General features: G+C 69.7%; 15 protein-coding genes. 6 read left to right on the forward strand and 9 right to left on the reverse strand.

Features of this window, described 5'->3' with window-relative positions:
• Positions 1-140: 140 nt before the first annotated feature.
• Entirely contained in the window at positions 141-2,093 is a 1,953-nt protein-coding gene (dxs, locus tag RYJ27_RS06190; RefSeq protein ID WP_330171842.1) for a 1-deoxy-D-xylulose-5-phosphate synthase, read from the forward strand.
• A gap of 18 nt (positions 2,094-2,111) precedes the next feature.
• Here dxs and RYJ27_RS06195 read toward each other — a convergent pair whose 3' ends face one another.
• The 4 genes from RYJ27_RS06195 to RYJ27_RS06210 all read right to left on the reverse strand — a co-directional run bounded on the left by RYJ27_RS06195 (position 2,112) and on the right by RYJ27_RS06210 (position 7,368).
• Positions 2,112-4,271 (reverse strand): 3-hydroxyacyl-CoA dehydrogenase NAD-binding domain-containing protein, encoded by a 2,160-nt coding sequence (locus RYJ27_RS06195; protein WP_422732869.1) that lies wholly within the window; start codon positions 4,269-4,271, stop codon positions 2,112-2,114.
• A gap of 8 nt (positions 4,272-4,279) precedes the next feature.
• Positions 4,280-5,488: a thiolase family protein gene (locus RYJ27_RS06200; RefSeq protein ID WP_330171843.1), complete on the reverse strand. Its 1,209-nt coding sequence runs from the start codon at positions 5,486-5,488 to the stop codon at positions 4,280-4,282.
• Positions 5,489-5,561: 73 nt separating this feature from the next.
• Positions 5,562-6,779 carry a ribonuclease D gene (locus RYJ27_RS06205; RefSeq protein ID WP_422732870.1) on the reverse strand — a complete coding sequence of 406 codons (1,218 nt, stop codon included), beginning with the start codon at positions 6,777-6,779 and terminating at the stop codon, positions 5,562-5,564.
• A complete protein-coding gene (locus RYJ27_RS06210) occupies positions 6,772-7,368 on the reverse strand; it encodes a DUF3000 domain-containing protein (RefSeq protein ID WP_330171844.1) in 597 nt (198 codons plus the stop codon). The genes RYJ27_RS06205 and RYJ27_RS06210 overlap by 8 nt, the downstream gene beginning before the upstream one ends.
• Before the next feature lie 25 nt (positions 7,369-7,393).
• Between RYJ27_RS06210 and RYJ27_RS06215 the strand changes: the two genes are divergently transcribed.
• Complete coding sequence (locus tag RYJ27_RS06215; RefSeq protein ID WP_330171845.1) at positions 7,394-8,608, forward strand: alpha/beta hydrolase family protein; 1,215 nt, start codon at positions 7,394-7,396, stop codon at positions 8,606-8,608.
• Here the strand turns inward: RYJ27_RS06215 and RYJ27_RS06220 are convergent.
• Genes RYJ27_RS06220 through RYJ27_RS06230 form a run of 3 tightly spaced genes read right to left on the reverse strand, consistent with a single transcriptional unit; the run spans position 8,553 to position 10,665 of the window.
• The gene (locus RYJ27_RS06220; protein WP_330171846.1) at positions 8,553-9,287 is read right to left on the reverse strand and encodes a dihydrofolate reductase family protein; all 735 of its coding nucleotides are present in this window, start codon (positions 9,285-9,287) and stop codon (positions 8,553-8,555) included. The two genes, RYJ27_RS06215 and RYJ27_RS06220, sit on opposite strands and share 56 nt — an antisense overlap.
• Before the next feature lie 3 nt (positions 9,288-9,290).
• The gene (locus tag RYJ27_RS06225; RefSeq protein WP_330171847.1) at positions 9,291-9,737 is read right to left on the reverse strand and encodes a SufE family protein; all 447 of its coding nucleotides are present in this window, start codon (positions 9,735-9,737) and stop codon (positions 9,291-9,293) included.
• A gap of 25 nt (positions 9,738-9,762) precedes the next feature.
• On the reverse strand, positions 9,763-10,665 hold the full coding sequence (locus tag RYJ27_RS06230; protein WP_330171848.1) for a sulfurtransferase: 903 nt from the start codon (positions 10,663-10,665) through the stop codon (positions 9,763-9,765).
• 142 nt (positions 10,666-10,807) lie between these two features.
• Between RYJ27_RS06230 and zapE the strand changes: the two genes are divergently transcribed.
• From zapE to RYJ27_RS06245, 3 genes are all read left to right on the forward strand, one after another.
• On the forward strand, positions 10,808-11,839 hold the full coding sequence (gene zapE / locus RYJ27_RS06235; protein ID WP_330171849.1) for a cell division protein ZapE: 1,032 nt from the start codon (positions 10,808-10,810) through the stop codon (positions 11,837-11,839).
• A 204-nt stretch (positions 11,840-12,043) separates the two neighbouring features.
• Complete coding sequence (locus RYJ27_RS06240) at positions 12,044-13,270, forward strand: ammonium transporter (RefSeq protein ID WP_330171850.1); 1,227 nt, start codon at positions 12,044-12,046, stop codon at positions 13,268-13,270.
• Positions 13,271-13,366: 96 nt separating this feature from the next.
• Positions 13,367-13,888, forward strand: coding sequence for a type II toxin-antitoxin system PemK/MazF family toxin (locus RYJ27_RS06245; protein ID WP_330171851.1), 522 nt, complete (start codon positions 13,367-13,369; stop codon positions 13,886-13,888).
• Here RYJ27_RS06245 and RYJ27_RS06250 read toward each other — a convergent pair.
• Both RYJ27_RS06250 and RYJ27_RS06255 read right to left on the reverse strand, forming a co-directional pair.
• Positions 13,885-14,922, reverse strand: a complete 1,038-nt coding sequence (locus RYJ27_RS06250) for a methionine synthase (protein WP_330171852.1) — start codon at positions 14,920-14,922, stop codon at positions 13,885-13,887. The genes RYJ27_RS06245 and RYJ27_RS06250 overlap by 4 nt on opposite strands.
• 20 nt (positions 14,923-14,942) lie before the next feature.
• Positions 14,943-15,935: a DUF1852 domain-containing protein gene (locus RYJ27_RS06255; RefSeq protein WP_330171853.1), complete on the reverse strand. Its 993-nt coding sequence runs from the start codon at positions 15,933-15,935 to the stop codon at positions 14,943-14,945.
• A 123-nt stretch (positions 15,936-16,058) separates the two neighbouring features.
• On the opposite strand from RYJ27_RS06255, the gene RYJ27_RS06260 reads away from it, so the two are divergent.
• The gene (locus tag RYJ27_RS06260; RefSeq protein WP_330171854.1) at positions 16,059-17,006 is read left to right on the forward strand and encodes a LysR family transcriptional regulator; all 948 of its coding nucleotides are present in this window, start codon (positions 16,059-16,061) and stop codon (positions 17,004-17,006) included.
• Positions 17,007-17,045 lie beyond the last annotated feature (39 nt).

Below are 17,045 nucleotides of genomic sequence, written 5' to 3' on the forward strand. Positions count from 1 at the left end.
GCTTCGGCGATGGCGGGGGTTTCTGCGTTCCGGGGCGGGCGCTCCGGCTCGCCAGGGTGGCGCCCGGCGGCCCCGCTCGGGTCCCGCCCCGTAGACTGATCCGATCGCCGGCGTCATCGCCGGACGAAGGAGGGGCGCACATGGGCTTGCTGTCGTCGATCACCGGTCCTCGCGATCTGGACGCGCTGAGCGTCGACGAGCTGGGGGACCTGGCCACCGAGATCCGCTCGTTCCTCGTCGAGAACGTCGCGCGCACGGGGGGCCATCTGGGCCCGAATCTCGGGGTCGTCGAGCTGACGCTCGCGCTCCACCGGGTGTTCCAGTCGCCGGAGGATCCGATCATCTTCGACACGGGTCACCAGTCCTACGTCCACAAGCTGCTGACGGGGCGCCAGGACTTCAGCGCCCTCCGCTCGCGCGGTGGCCTCGCCGGCTACCCGCAGCGCAGCGAGAGCGAGCACGACATCGTCGAGTCGTCCCACGCATCGAGCTCGCTGAGCTGGGCCGACGGCGTCTCCCGCGCCCTCACGCGCACGGGGCGCCGCGACCGTCACGTCGTCGCCGTTGTCGGCGACGGCGCGCTGACGGGCGGGATGACGTGGGAGGCCCTCAACAACATCTCCGACGACAACGACCGCAACCTCGTGATCGTCGTCAACGACAACGGCCGCTCCTACGCGCCCACGATCGGCGGCATCGCCCGGCACCTCAACCGTGTGCGGACGACCGACACCTATCGCACGCTGCGCCGCAGCAGCGACTCGTTCTTCGAACGCTTCGGTCCGGTCGGACGCGCCGTCTACCGCGGGGTGCGCGGCGGTACTCACGGGTTCCTCTCCCGCTTCACGAACAACGCCGCGCTCTACTCCAACCTCGACATCAAGTATCTCGGGCCGATCGACGGCCACGACATGAAGACGCTGCTCGAGACGCTCACGCTCGCGAAGGACTACGGCGCTCCCGTCATCGTCCACACGATCACGGAGAAGGGGCGCGGCTATGAGCCCGCGCGCAACGACGAGGCGGACCAGTTCCACGCCGTGGGGCGCATCGACCCCACGACCGGTCGCACGCTCGGCTCCGGCGGTGCCGCCGCCTGGACGGACGTCTTCGCCGACGAGCTCGTCTCCATCGGCGAGGACCGCCCCGACGTCATCGCGATGACGGCCGCCATGCTGCGGCCGACCGGCCTGCTGCCCTTCGCGCAGCGCTTCCCCGACCGCGTGTACGACGTCGGCATCGCCGAGCAGCACGCCGCGGCATCAGCGGCGGGGCTCGCCTTCGGAGGACTGCATCCCGTCGTCGCCATCTACGCGACGTTCATGAACCGCGCATTCGACCAGGTGCTCATGGACGTGGGGCTGCACCGTGCCGGTGTGACCTTCGTGCTCGACCGCGCGGGGGTCACCGGGCCGGACGGCCCGAGCCACCACGGCATCTGGGATCTCGCGATGCTGCAGCTCGTGCCCGGAATCCGCATCGCGGCCCCCCGCGACGAGACCCGACTTCGCGAGAGCCTGCGGGAGGCCGTCGCGGTAGACGACGCGCCCACGGTCGTTCGGTACCCGAAGGGCTCCGTCGGAGCAGACATCCCCGCCCTCGAGCGGCTGGACGACGGCGTCGACGTCCTCGCGCGCCGCGACGCGGAGGACGTGCTCCTCGTCGCGATCGGTCCGTTCGCGGGCCTGGCGCTGGATGTCGCGGACCGGCTGTCCGCGCAGGGGATCGGGGCCACGGTCGTCGACCCCCGCTGGGTCGTGCCCGTCGCCGGGTCGATCGTCGACCTCGCCGCCCGCCACCGTCTCGTGATCACGATCGAGGACGGCATCCGAGTCGGGGGAGTGGGCACGCGCATCCGCCAGGTCCTCCGGGAGGCGGGGATCGACACCGCCGTGGACGAGCTCGGCCTGCCCGACGCCTTCATCGACCACGCGTCGCGGGAGCAGATCCTGGCGGACGCGGGTCTTTCCGCGGCCAACATCGCCCAGGACGTCGTGGCACAGGTGCTGGGCACCCGTGTGCCCGTCGCCCGTCAGAACGCGGGTGAGCCCGGGTGGCTCGCCGAGATCCACTCGGACGCCGCGGGATCGTAGGGCCCGCGGCGTCCGGGCTCAGCGCTCGACGCCGCGGATGGGCGGGTGGTGGAAGGTGTCGCCGAACGCGCGTTCCGAGGCGCCCTCGCGGTCGAGGTACGGCGATGCGCCCCCATCGATGAACGGCCACCCCGCGCCGAGGATGAGGCAGAGGTCGATGTCCTCGACCTCGGGCACGACGCCCTCGTCGAGCATGACGTGCATCTCTTCGGCGAGCCCGTCCTGCACGCGTGCGAGGATCGTGGCCGCCGACGCCGGGGAGCGACCGAGGTGCCCCTTCAGCGCCTTCTCCGCCGCCTTCGTGAAGCCCGTCACGCGGCCGCCCTTGTCCTTCTCGACGACCTCGGCGAGCTCGGCCAGCGCGTGGAAGTTCTCGTTGGCGTAGAAGCGCTCGGGGAAGGCGGATGCCATCGTGTCCTGAACGTGCGCGGCCACCTTCCAGCCGACGAGGTCGATGAGCTGGAACGGTCCCATCGGCAGGCCGAGCGGGGCGAAGGCCTTCTCGACCTCGCCGACCGGGGTGCCCTCGTAGACGGCGCGAGCGGCCTCACCCATCACCTTCGCGAGGAGCCTGTTGACGACGAAGCCCGGGGCGTCGGCGGTGAGGACGGCCTTCTTGCCCAGTGCTCGCGCGACGACGAACGCGGTCGACAGCGCGGCATCCGTCGTCTTCTCCGTGCGCACGACCTCGATGAGCGGCATGACGGCGACGGGGTTGAAGAAGTGGAAGCCGACGAGGCGCTCGGGATGGGCGAGTTTCGCGCCGATCTCGGCGACCGAGAGCGAGGAGGTATTGGTCGCGAGGATGGCGTCTTCGGAGACGACCGCCTCGATGCCGGCGAAAACCTGCTGCTTGACGCCGACCTCCTCGAAGACCGCCTCGATGACGAAGTCGCAGTCGGCGTACTCGGACGTGTCGGTCGTGCCCCGCACGAGCCCGCGGAGCCTGTTGGCGGTGTCGCCGTCCAGGCGGCCCTTGGCCTCGAGCGCGCCGATCTCGTCATGGATGTGCGCCACGCCCTTGTCGACGCGGGCCTGGTCGATGTCGGTGATGAGCACCGGCACCTGCAGCTTGCGCACGAAGAGGAGCGCGAACTGGCTGGCCATGAGTCCCGCACCGATGATGCCGACCTTGGTGACCTTCTTCGCCAGCGCCTTGTCGGGCGCGCCGACGGGTCGCTTCGCGCGCTTCTGGACCAGGTCGAACGCGTACATGGATGCCGCGAACTGGTCGCCCACGATGAGGTCTGCGAGGGCTTCGTCCTCGCGCGCGAATCCCTCGGCCTTCGTCCCCGACCGTGCCTGCTCGAGCAGGTCGAGGGCGACGTAGGGGGAGCGCGGCACGGATCCGATCCTGGACTCGAGCATCCCGCGTGCCACCTTGATCGCCACGGGCCACTTGACGGTGCGCTCGATCCGGCCGGGAGCGTTCCTGCGTTCGACCTTCTGTTCTCCGCCGAGCACGCGGTCGGCCCACCGCAGGGAGTCCTCGAGATAGGAAGCAGCGGGGAAGATCGCGTCCATGATGCCGAGATCGAAGGCCTGCTGCGGCTTCAGCATCCGGTTCTGCTTCAGGGGGTTCGAGATGACGACCTCGAGCGCGTTCTCGATCCCGATGAGGTTCGGCAGCAGGTACGCGCCGCCCCAACCGGGGATCAGACCGATGAAGACCTCCGGCAGCGCGATCGCGGCAGCGGACGCATCCACGGTTCGGTATGTCGAGTTCAGCGCGATCTCGAGCCCGCCGCCCAGCGCGAGCCCGTTGACGAACGCGAACGAGGGCACGCCCACCTCGCTCAGGGAGCCCAGGACCTTGTGGCCCAGCTGCGCGACCAGTCGTGCATCGTCCTTCGAACCGACCTTCGTGATGTCGGAGAGGTCGGCGCCCGCGGCGAGGATGTACTGCTTGCCGGTGATCCCGACCGCGTCGATCTCGCCCGCAGCGGCACGGGCAGCCAACCTCGAGAGCACCTCGCCGAGCTGCGTCAGCGTCGCAGGCCCGAGCGTGTTCGGTCGGGTGTGATCGCGGCCGTTGTCGAGAGTGATCAGGGCCAGCACGCGACCGGAGGAGAGCCTGACGTCCCGCACGCGCGAGTGCGTGACGACCTCGTCATCCGTCGCCTTCAGGATGGGCGAGAAGTCGATGTTCTCGTACTGTGCGATGGCGCTGTCGGTCATCGGCGTCCTCACTTCTTCCTCTTCTTGCCGTCGTAGTGCGGGTTCTCCCAGATGACGGAGCCGCCCTGCCCGAGGCCGACGCACATCGCGGTCAGCCCGTAGCGCACGTCGGGGCGTTCTGCGAACTGCGCGGCGAGCTGGATCATCAGGCGCACACCGGATGCCGCGAGCGGGTGTCCCATGGCGATGGCTCCGCCCCACTGGTTCACCCGGGGGTCGTCGTCGGCGATGCCGAAGTGGTCGAGCAGCGAGAGCACCTGGACGGCGAAGGCCTCGTTCAGCTCGAACAGACCGATGTCGTCGATCGTGAGCCCCGCCTTGCGCAGGGCCTTCTCCGTCGAGGGGACGGGCCCGATGCCCATGATCTCGGGCGCGACGCCCGCAAAGGCGTAGGAGACCAGGCGCATCTTCGGCGCGAGTCCCAGTTCCTTCGCCGCGGCTCCGCCGGCGAGCAGGCTCACGGTCGCGCCGTCCGTGAGAGGCGAGGAGGTCCCGGCCGTCACGCGCCCGTGGGGGCGGAAGGGAGTCTTGAGGGAGCGCAGGCCCTCCATCGTCGTCTCGGGGCGCCGGCCCTCGTCCTCGGTCGCGAGCCCCCAGGCGCCGTCGGCCGCCTTCACGGCGACCGGGACGAGGTCGGGCTGGATCTTGCCCGCGTCGTAGGCAGCCTGCGCCTTGTGCTGGCTCAGCATGCCGAACCGGTCGGCGCGCTCCTTGGTGAGGTGCGGGAAGCGGTCGTGGATGCGCTCGGCCGTGACACCCATGTTCAGCGCGTCGGCGCTGACCAGCTTCTCGGTGAGGAATCGGGGGTTGGGGTCGGCGTCGCCGCCCAGCGGGTGCCTGCCCATGTGCTCGACGCCGCCCGCGATGGCCAGGTCGTACATCCCGAGACCGATCGAGCCCGCCATGGTCGTCACGGACGTCATGGCGCCGGCGCACATGCGATCGATGGCGAAGCCGGGGACCGACTGGGGCAGTCCCGCCAGAATCGCGGCCGTGCGGCCGAGGGTGAGACCCTGGTCGCCTTGCTGCGTCGTCGCGGCGATGGCGACGTCGTCGATGCGGTCGGCCGGGACGCCGCCGTTGCGTTCCATCAGACCGATCATCGCCTTCACGACGAGGTCGTCGGCCCGGGTGTTCCAATACATGCCTTTTTCGCCGGCGCGCCCGAAGGGCGTGCGCACACCATCGACGAAGAAGACGTCCGAGATCTCGGCCACTCTGCCTCCAAACATAGGGGTGAAGTCAGCCTAGGAGCGGGGTCGGAGTCGCCCGGAATCGCTTGGGTCGAACCTACGAGGCCTCTTCGGGGGCGCTCGGAGGCTCTTGTGTGGAATCGACAAAGGCTTCGACGATCGTCTGTGCAGTCCGCTCAATCTGCCAGCGGCGCGCGCCGAGGGTCGCGAGTGCAGCCCCGACGGAGGCGGCGTCGAGCGGCTCGGGTGGGCTCCAGGAGAGGCGCCGGAGCGAGTCGGGAGTGAGCAGATTCTCCACCGGCATCCCGAGCTCGGCGGCCACGGCATCCACGGCCGGCTTGGCGGCCTTGAGCCTCGCGTCGGCGGCGGGATTGCGGTCGCGCCAGACCCGCGGCGGGGGCGGTCCGTCGCCGGAGACCCGCTCGATGGGAAGCTCCGAGCACGCGCGACCCCTCTCGATGGCCTGCCACCAGCGGTCGAGCTGGCTGCGGCTCGCCCTCCCCGTGAACTCCTTGACCGAGGCGAGCGCCTGCTTGGTGGCCGGATCTGCGAGCACCGCCGCGACGAGAGCGCGGTCGGGGACGAGACGGCCGGGGGACGTATCGACCTCGCGCGCATAGTCCTCGCGGGCCGTCCACAGCTCGCGGGCGACGGCGAGCGCTCGTCGTCCTCGCACCGTGTGGAGCCCGCTCAGCCGTCGCCACGGGTCCTCCCGGGGAGGCCGCGCGGGCCGTTCCAGCACGGCCCGGAACTCCTCCTCCGCGATCTCCGTCTTGCCCTGCTCTGCGAGCGCCGCGGCGAGCCGGTCGCGCACGTCGACCAGGTGGAGCACATCGAGCACGGCGTATTCGAGCCACGAGTCGGGCAGCGGGCGTGTGGACCAGTCGGCCGCCGAGTGCGCCTTGGCCAGGGCGATGCCGAGTTCCTCCTCGACGACCGCGCCCAGCCCGACGCGCTCCCGGCCGAGCAGCCGCGCCGCCAGCTCGGTGTCGAAGATGGCCGCCGGTTCCAGCCCCGCCTCGCGCAGCGAGGGCAGATCCTGGCTCGCTGCGTGCAGCACCCACTCCGCGTCGCCGATCGCCGCCTGCAGGGGGGCGAAGTCGCCGAGCGCCGGCGGGTCGAAGAGGAAGGCGCCCGCGCCCCGGCGGAAGACCTGGATGAGATAGGCCCGCTGCGAGTACCGGAAACCGGATGCTCGCTCGACGTCGACGGCGACGGGCCCGTGGCCGGCAGCCAGTGCGGTGCACGCGCGGGCGAATCCGGGGGCCTCGTCGATCACGGGATGCCGCGTCTCCACGGCGGGGGAATCAGTCACGTGGGCTCCTGAAAGGGGTGAGCAGAGTGATGCCCTCGGACCCCGGAGGGAGGCCGGCGAGCATGCAGAGCAGTTCGGACCAGGCCTCGACGTGAGTGTCGATCGGGCCCGGGCCGGGGGACCACGAGGCGCGCAGCTCTATCTGCGCTCCGTCTCCTTCCGCGGCGAGGCCGCCGAAGCCGGTGGAGATCGTCTTGGTCGCCGTGCCGGATGCCGAATGATACGACGCGCCGCGGGATTCCAGGGCGTCGATGAGCCAGGACCACGCCACATCGGCCAGGAGGGGGTCGGTGCCGATCTCCGGCTCCAAGGGGGCCTGCGCGAACGACACGATGCGCCACGGACCGTTCCAGGGCTCCGGCTGCGCGGGGTCGTGCAGGAGGACGATGCGCCCGGTGCCGTACGGGGAGTCCTCGTGGGCCTCGGGGGGACGGACGTCGCCGGCGAGCGCGAACGCCTCGGGCGCGAGCCCGGGGGGCGCCCCGATCTCCCGCACGACGAGATCGCCGCGGAAGGAGAGCTCGCGAACCGCGGACACCGCGAGCGCGAACTCCGCGGACGGGTGCGGGCCGGGGCGGTCTTCGGTCACGCCCACAGACTAAAGTGAGGCCACGATGATGGACCCCAGGCGCGCCGCGGGCAGCACTCCCGCCCTCGTCGGCGCACTCCGGCTGACGATCACCGCTCTCAGCGCCTCGCTCGCGATCCTCCTGACCGCGATGGCAGTCGTGGCGGGACGCCTCGCGCGCCGGGTGGTGACGCCCGCGGCGCGTGTGGCGGACACGACGGTGACGGCGCTCGACACGGCGGCGCAGACGATCACGCTGGTGCGCAGCGACGACACCCGCCTGCCCGGGCGGTACGGGCTATTCACGACGGGGACCGAGCCCTATCTCAAGCTCGGCACCGTGCTCTCCGAGGGCGAGCGCACGGTGACCCGCAAGCTGCTGACGCACATCCCGCACTCGGGTCGCGTCGGTGCGGACGCGGCCTTCAGCGGGTGGTACTACGACCGTCCGGAGCAGCTCCAGCTGCCCTTCACCCCGGAGCTCATCGGTGCTCCCCTCGGGCCGTCTCCGGCGTGGCTGTTCCCCGCGGCCGAGCCGAGCTCGCGGTGGGTCATCCAGATCCACGGGCGGGGGACGACGCGAGCGGAGGCGCTGCGGGCGGTGCCGGTCTTCCGCGACCTCGGCTACACGAGCCTCCTGGTGTCGTACCGCAACGACGGCGAGGCCCCCCGCAGCCGGCAGGGCACGTACACGCTCGGCGCGACCGAGTGGCGCGACATCGACGCGGCGATCTCCTTCGCCCGGCGACGCGGCGCGCGGCGCATCGTCCTGATGGGGTGGTCGATGGGCGGTGCGATCGCGCTCCAGGCCGCCCTCAGTTCCGCGCATCGCGAGCACATCGACGGCATCGTGCTGGATTCACCGGCCATCGACTGGGCCGACGTGCTCCGCCACCAGGCCGGCCTTCGGCGCCTTCCGCGCCCGCTCGTGGGACTCGCCCTCGGTGCGCTCGGCGCGTCCTGGGCCGGACCGATGCGCGGCGGCGGTGCGGCGATACCCTTCGATCGGCTCGACGTCGTGCGACGATCCGCCGAGCTGCGGCATCCGATGCTCATCCTGCACAGCGACGACGACGGATTCGTGCCCTCCGACGCGTCGCACGCGCTGGCCATGGCACGTCCCGACCTCGTCGAGCTCGAGGTCTTCACCGAGGCGAGACACACGAAACTGTGGAACTACGACCCCGAGCGGTGGACCCGGGCGATCAGGCGCTGGGTGACGGAGCGCGGCCTGGATTCCGACCCAGCCGAAGATAGCTGAAGCCCGCCTCGTCGACGAGCATCCCCGTCACGACCAACTCGGCGCGTTCGGAGAGGTCGACGAAGGGGCCGCTCGAGGGCGTCAGTGCGGGGGCGACGCTGACGCAGGCCTCATCGATCGCTCCCGCGCCGAGGAACGCCGAGGCGAGCGAGGTGCCGCCCTCGCACACGACCGAGCGCAGCCCGCGCTCCGCGAGGGCGCCGAGGATCTCGTCGGGCGTCAGGTGCGCGCCGGCGCTGTCGACGCCGACGACGGGGGCGCCGAGGGCGGCGGTGCGCCGCGCGACCTCGCTCTCGCGGCCCCGGGGGCACACGATGAGCGCGCGCCGCGAGGCATCCGGGCCCAGCCTGTGGCCGCTCAGGTCACCGGACGCCGTGACGATCGCGAGCGTCGCGGACCGCGGAAGGACGTAGCCCTCCGCCCGCACGGTCTGGGCGCCGACGACCACGGCATCCGCGGCGGATCGGATGGTCTTCAGGATGGCGCGGTCCGTGGGGCTGGTCAGGGTGTCGCTCGTGCCGTCCTCGCCCACGGCGGATCCCGTCAGGCCGGTCACCATGTTCATCCGGACGCGCACCCCGGCAGCGGGGCGGTAGATCTCGGCGATCGCCTCGAGCCCCTCGTCGGACTCGGGGTCCAGGGTGCGGAGGGTGCGGGGGAGCACCTCGGTGACGAGCATGTGTCAGGCCGCGGAGCGCTCGCGCACCTGGCGCTTGACCCGGCGCAGCATCCCCGACATGCCCGCGATGCGCAGGGGCGAGACGGCGCGGGTGAGGCCGATGCTCTGAGGGAAGTCGTCGGGGATCGCCAGCACCTCTGCGGCGCCGAGCCCGGAGATGCCCTGCACCAGGATGCTCGCGAAGCCGCGCGTGGTCGGTGCTTCGGCGGGCGCCGTCGCGTGCATGCGCACCACGCCCTCGGGAGTGACGTCGACGATGATGTACACCGGCGACTGACACTCGGCGACCCGCTCGCGCAGCTCGGGGCGATCGGCGTACTCGCCGGGCACCTCGGGCAGCTCGCCGGAGAACTCGAGCAGGAGCTGGAGCCGGTCGGGCTCGTCGATCTCGAGGAACTCGTCGCGGATCTGCGCCAGGGAGTCGGGAAGCGAGTCGGTCACCGTCCCCATCCTGCCACCGTGAGCGCGCCGCGGGTCAGCGCGATGCCGGGTCGCCCGGCTCCGTGCCCGTCGCGATCGGCACGCGCACCGCGCTGCCCCACTCGGTCCACGATCCGTCGTAGTTGCGGACGTCGTCGAAGCCGAGCAGGTGCGTCAGCACGAACCACGTGTGGCTCGAGCGCTCTCCGATCCGGCAGTACGCCACGACGGAGTCGCCGGGGGCGAGCCCCGCACCGTCGAGGTAAACGTCCTCGAGGGCCTCGCGGGAGGCGAACGTGCCGTCCTCCGCGACGGCCTTCGCCCACGGCACGCTCTGCGCGCCGGGGATGTGGCCGGCGCGCAGAGCGCCCTCCTCGGGGTACGCGGGCGCCGACGTGCGCTCGCCCGAGTACTCCTCGGGGGAACGGACGTCCACGAGGGGCTTGCCCAGGTGCGCGAGCACGTCGTCCTTGTAGGCGCGCAGCACCGAGTCGTCGCGTTCGACGACCGGGTAGTCGGTGGTCTCGACGGCGGAGCGCTCCGTCGTCATCGGGCGGCCCTCGGCGATCCAGAGGTCCCGTCCGCCGTCCAGCAGGCGCACGTCCTCGTGGCCGAAGAGCGAGAACACCCACAGCGCGTAGGCCGCCCACCAGTTGTTCTTGTCGCCGTAGATGACGATGGTGTCCTCGCGCGAGATGCCCTTGCGGGACATCAGCGCGGCGAAGCCCTCCCCGTCGACGTAGTCCCGGACGACGGGGTCGTTCAGCTCGGTGTGCCAGTCGACCTTGACGGCGCCGGGGATGTGTCCCGTCTCGTAGAGCAGCACGTCCTCGTCGGATTCGACCACCACGAGGCCCGGCGTGCCGAGGCGCTCCTGCAGCCACTCGCCCGTGACGAGGCGCTCCGGGTGGGCGTAGCCGGCGAACTTCGGGTCGGATGCGTCGGTGTCGACGGTCATGGATGCCTCCGAGGATCTCGCCCGATCGCCGTGCGCGGAGGGGCCTGAGTGGAACGGCGTAGGGTTGATGCCGTCGGAGAAACCCTAGATCGCGAGGCGGGCGCACGCACGTCCGCCATCGTCATGTGACGAGAAGGACGGCATGGCCCCCACCACATCCACCGGCACCGTCCACCTCGCCGATCTGCAGCCGCAGGTGACGGGGGCGGAGATGATCGCTCATCTTGTGCCGCCGCCGCAGTTCGCCGAGGCGACCTTCGACACGTATCGCGCCGACCCGGCCTATCCGTCCCAGCAGGAGGCGAAGGAGACGCTCCTGGCTTTCTCCGGCGCCGGCGCGCCCGCGAAGAAGGGCGGATTCTTCTCCCGCGCGAAGAAGGGTCCGGAGACCAAGCCGGGGATCTACCTCGACGGCGGCTTCGGCGTGGGCAAGACCCACCTGCTCGCCGCGATCTACCACGCGATGCCCGCGCGCAGGAAGTACTTCGGCTCGTTCATCGAATACACGGCGCTCGTCGGCGCGCTGGGGTACAAGAGCGCCGTCGAGCAGTTCCGCGGCGCCGACCTGCTCTGCATCGACGAGTTCGAGCTCGACGATCCCGGCGACACGATGGTGATGACGCGCCTGCTCGGCGAGCTGGTCGCGTCAGGAACGAAGCTCGCCGCCACGAGCAACACCCCGCCGAACGCGTTGGGGGAGGGGAGGTTCGCCGCGCAGGACTTCCTGCGCGAGATCCACGCCATGTCGGCCCACTTCCAGACCCTGCGGATCGACGGCGTGGACTACCGGCAGCGCTCCCTCGACGGACACGCCGAGGTGCTGGCCGACGACGCCTACGCGTCGGCGATCGAGGATGCCGCGGCATCCGGTGTCGCGTCCGACGACGCCTTCGACGATCTCATCGCCCACCTCGCCCGCGTGCACCCCTCGCGGTACGTCCGCATGATCGAGGGCGTGGACGTCGTGGGCCTGCGGGATGTCACCCAGCTCACCGATCAGTCGGCGGCCCTGCGATTCGTCGCATTCGTCGACCGCGTGTACGACGCGCAGGTGCCCATCCGCGCGACGGGGCTGTCGCTGGACCAGGTGTTCTCCGAGGAGATGCTCGCGGGGGGCTACCGGAAGAAGTATCTGCGCGCGACATCACGCCTGATCGCCTCCACCGCAGCCTGATTCGGCGATCGCAGGCGGATTTCCCGGCCCGTTCCGGGTGCGCCGAAACGCGATGTTTACCGCGCGGCACCTCGTGTAACACGAGCGAAACATGGCTCCCACACCGACCGTAACCAACCCTCGCCAGACTGGGACGCGTCGCGGGCCCTCACCTACCCGAATGCCCGCGCGTCTCGTAACACCAACACATGGATGAGGAACTTCATGGATAGCGGAAATCTCGCGTGGTCCGTCACGGCAACGGCGCTCGTGCTTCTCATGACGCCCGGCGTCGCTTTCTTCTACGGCGGTCTGGTGAAGGCCAAGAGCGTCGTCAGCATGATGATGATGAGCTTCGGCGCGCTCGGGCTCGTCAGCGTCCTGTGGATCCTCTACGGATTCAACATGAGCGCCGTCGAGAGCCCCTGGGCGTTCGCCGGCAACCCCTTCGTCGACTTCGGTCTTTCGTCGCTGGATGACAACGGCCTGATCGGCGCCGCGTTCGGCGCGACCTTCGCGATCATCACGGTCGCCCTGATCTCCGGCGCCATCGCCGACCGCGCCAAGTTCGGCGCGTGGATGATCTTCGCCGGCGTGTGGGTCACGCTCGTCTACTTCCCCGTCGCGGCGTGGGTCTGGGGCGGCGGCTGGGTCTACAGCCTCGGTGAGACCTTCGGCTTCGCCACCAACGTCATCGACTACGCCGGTGGCACCGCGGTGCACATCAACGCCGGTGCGGCGGCGCTCGCGCTCGCGCTCGTGCTCGGAAAGCGCGTCGGCTTCCAGAAGGGCATCCACAAGCCCCACAACGTGCCGCTCGTCCTTCTGGGCGCCGCGCTCCTGTGGTTCGGCTGGTTCGGCTTCAACGGCGGTGCGGAGGGCACCTTCGGCCTGCTGGGCACGGAGGACTCGCTGGTCGGCCTCATCACGATCAACACCCTCGGTTCGACCGCTGCGGCCGTCATCGGCTGGCTGATCGTCGAGAAGCTCAAGGACGGCAAGGCCACGTCTGTCGGCGCCGCGTCCGGTGCCGTCGCCGGTCTGGTCGCGATCACCCCCGCCTGTGCCAACCTCACGCCGGGCTGGGCCCTGCTGCTCGGTATCGTCACCGGTGCCGTCTGCGCCCTCGCGATCGAGCTGAAGTGGAAGCTCGGCTACGACGACTCGCTCGACGTCGTCGGCATCCACCTCGTCGGTGGTCTCATCGGAACGATCTACCTCGGCTTCTTCGCCACCGAGACCGGCCTCTTCCTGGGCGGCGGCGTGGAGCAGCTCGTGCTGCAGGTCATCGCCGCGGTCGGTGTCCTGGTCTACTCCTTCGTGCTGGCCTGGATCATCGGGTTCGCGATCGAGAAGACCATCGGCTTCCGGATCAAGAACGAGGACGAGCTAGCCGGCGTCGACACCGTCGTGCACGGCGAAGAGGGCTACGCCCTCGCCGAGCGCGAGTGATCTCGACTCACTGAACGCAAGGAGGGGCGTCGCGCATCGCGCGGCGCCCCTCCTTGCGTGTTCGGGGGCGAGACGGGGCACGGCTAGGGTGATCGCGTGAGAGGACCCCGCGGCATCCTGCGCTCGCTGCTCGGCGCGCTGACCCGTTCCGGTCGGATCGCCGACCCCGTCCGGCAACCCGATGCGGGTTCGCGCGCGGACGCGATGCAGACCCGCGAGATCGCGCCGCCGGCGGCGTCGGCGCTGAAGATCAGCTACGCGCCCGATCGCGATGGCGACCCCGACGGGGGAGAGATCGTCTGGACGTGGGTGCCCTACGTCGAGCAGGACGGCCGGGGGAAGGATCGCCCCGTGCTGGTGCTCGGTCCCGCCCCGGGCGGCCGTGTCTACGCGGTCAAGCTGACGAGCAAGCCGCGCGAGGGCGATGCCGACGCGGTCGCGCTCGGCGCCGGCCCCTGGGATGCGCGGGGACGGCCCTCGTGGGTCGATATCGATCAGGTCTACGTCGTGCACCCCGCGGGCATGCGTCGCGAGGCGGCGGCCCTGGACCGCGAGCGATTCGCGCGGGTGGCGGAGATCCTGCGTCGTCGTTACGGCTGGCGCAGCGACGTCTCCTAGGACGTCGCGCCCGCGAGCTCTTCCCGGACGATGGCCGCGCCCGCGCTGAGCGCACTCAGCTTGCCGAGGGCCACGTCCCGCGGCAGCGGGGCCATTCCGCAGTTCGTGCTCGGGACGAGCTTGTCCGCATCGACAAACCTCAGCGCGCTCCGGAGGGTGTCGGCGACGTCCTCCGGGCTCTCGATCGTCTCGCTCGCCACATCGATGGCCCCGAGCATGACCTTCTTGCCACGGACGAGTTCGACGAGCTCCATCGGGACGTGTGAGTGGTGGCACTCCAGGGAGACGATGTCGATCGTCGACCTCTGCAGGAGCGGGAACGTCTCCTCGTACTGCCGCCACTGCGCCCCGAGTGTCGCTTTCCAGTCGTTGTTCGCCTTGATCCCGTACCCGTAGCAGATGTGCACGGCGGTCTCCGCGCGCAATCCCTCGGTCGCCCTCTCCAGCGCAGCCACCCCCCAGTCCCGGACCTCGTCGAAGAACACGTTGAATGCGGGCTCGTCGAACTGGATGATGTCGACGCCGGCCGCCTCGAGTTCTCTCGCTTCCTGATTGAGGATCGTCGCGAACTCCCACGCCAGCTTCTCGCGGCTCTTGTAATGGCGGTCGTAGAGCGTGTCGATCATGGTCATCGGGCCCGGCAGCGCCCACTTGATCGGCTGGTCGGTCTGCTGACGGAGGAAGCGCGCATCGTCGACGAAGACGGGTCTCTCGCGGCTCACGGCGCCGACGACGGTCGGGACGCTCGCGTCGTATCGATTGCGGATTCGAACGGTCTCGCGCTGCTCGAAGTCGACCCCGGTGAGATGCTCGATGAACGTCGTGACGAAGTGCTGGCGGGTCTGCTCACCGTCGCTGACGATGTGGATGCCGCGCCGGCCCTGCTCTTGGACGGCGATTCGGAGAGCATCCTGCTTTCCCTCGGCCAGTTCGTCGCCGGCCAGCTTCCAGGGAGACCAGAGGGTTTCCGGCTGCGCGAGCCATGCCGGCTTCGGCAGGCTGCCGACGATCGAGGTGGGAAGAAGCGTGGTCATGGTCGATGATTCTCCGCTCGTCATCCGACCGGGGCGGGGTAGCCAGCGGCCCACTGCTGCAGCAGTTTCCTGTGGGGCTTCACGAAGTGCTCCTCCGTGTATTTGCCCTGCTTCGCCGCGAGCTGACTGCGCTCGACCCGGTCGTAGGCGATCTGCGTCCGGGAGTAGTCCTGCCGATCCAGGCTCGGCCGGTAGACGCCGGCAGCGGCCGAGTTCGCGTTGTAGATCTCGGGCCGATAGATCTTCTGGAACGTCTCCATCGTGCTGACCGTGCCGATCAGCTGCAGGCTGGAGTAGTGGTTGAGCAGGTCGTCGCGGGAGTAGAACGCGAGCGGCGCGACGCTCCCGGGCGGCATGAAGTACCGGACCGTGAGCCCCATCCTCGCGAAGTAGTCGTCGGTGAGGGACGGCTTGTCCTGCTCGTATTCGACTCCGAGGATCGGGTGGTGGTTCGCGGTCTGTCGATAGGTCCTGCTCGTCGAGACGCTGATGCAGATCACGGGCGGCGCCGGGAATCGTTCCCGGTATGCGGCGGAGGCGAGGAAGTGCTGGAAGAGCTTGCCGTGCAGATCGCCGAAGTCGTCGGGAACGGTGAACCCGGTCGCGCCCTCGTTGACCGCGGGCAGCAGCACGCTGAAGTCGAAATCGCGGACGTACGACGAGAAGTTGTTCCCCACGATCCCGGGGATGCGTTCGCCGGTCTTCAGGTCGACGATGCGGACGTCCAGCATCTCGAGCAGCGGGAAACTTCGGTCGTCGCCTTCTGGTGAGAGCTGCAGCTCGGCGGAGACGATCTCGAGTTCGACGGTGTAGCGGTCGCCGTCCGGGTTGTCCCAGTGCGCGAGGTCGTTGAATCGGCGGTCGATCATCGTCAGGGCGTTGCGGAGATTCTGCTGACGGTGCTCGCCTCGGGCGAGATTGGCGAAGTTCGTCGTGATCCGCGAGCCGCCCGACGGCGAGTAGTCCTCGTCGAAGCGGGTGGTGGTGATGCTGAAGGTGAAGTCGTTCGTCATGAGAGGCCAATCCGGTGGTGATCGGCCGGGCTCGGCCTTGCGGAAGTTGCTAGAGCCATGGTGCAGGCGCGGGGTATCCATCAACAAAGTTGAGGAAACTATGCACCCCTATAGGCTCTACCTATGGTTCGGGGATCGGGCTCCATCACGCTGCAGCAGCTCCATTACTTCATCGAGGTCGCCGCGGAGGGGTCGATCAGTGCCGCCGCCGACTTGCTCTACGTCTCCCAGCCGACGATGTCCGCGGCGATGAAGGACCTCGAGAGCCGCGTGGGCCGCTCCCTCCTCGTCCGCTCCGCCCGCGGCGTGACGCTCACCGCCGATGGTGCGGAGTTCCTGGGATACGCCAGGCAGGTCACCGAGCAGGTAGAGCTGCTCGAGCAGCGCTACCTGGGCCGGCCGCCGTCGCGTCGCCTGCTGGGGGTGTCGGCGCAGCACTATTCCTTCGTGGTCGACGCGTTCGTCCGGATGGTGAAGGGCAGCGACGCAGCCGAGTACGAGTTCTCGCTGCGGGAGACGCGCACGTGGGACATCATCGAGGACGTCCGGACGCTGCGCAGCGAGCTCGGCATCCTCTACCGCAACGACTTCAACCGGAACGTCATCGACAAGCTCCTCCGGGACTCCGGGCTCGCGTTCCACCCCCTCTTCTTCGCCGCGCCGCACATCTTCATCTCCCGCAAGAACCCCCTCGCCTCTCGGGATCGCGTGACCCTTGCCGATCTCGCCGACCTGCCGCGCCTCACCTTCGACCAGGGGGCGAACAACTCGTTCTACTTCGCCGAGGAGATCCTCTCCACCCTGTCGGGCAAGCAGGAGATCCGCGTCTCCGACCGCGCGACGATCTTCAACCTCATGATCGGTCTCGACGGCTACACGATCTCGACGGGCATCATCAGCGACGACCTCGACCCGGAGATCGCCGCCGTCCCGCTCGACGTCGACGAGCGCATCGAGATCGGCTGGATCGGCCACTCTGCGATCCCGCTCACAGAGCAGGCCCAGCGCTATCTCGGGGAGCTGCGGCTCGTCGCGGCCGAGTTCGGTGTGGCGCTGCTCGACGAGTCGTGAACCGCCGGCCCGGGAACGGAAAAACCCCCGGAATCCCGG

It is taken from the genome of Microbacterium limosum, from assembly GCF_036324365.1.
Classification (GTDB): Bacteria; Actinomycetota; Actinomycetes; order Actinomycetales; family Microbacteriaceae; genus Microbacterium; species Microbacterium limosum.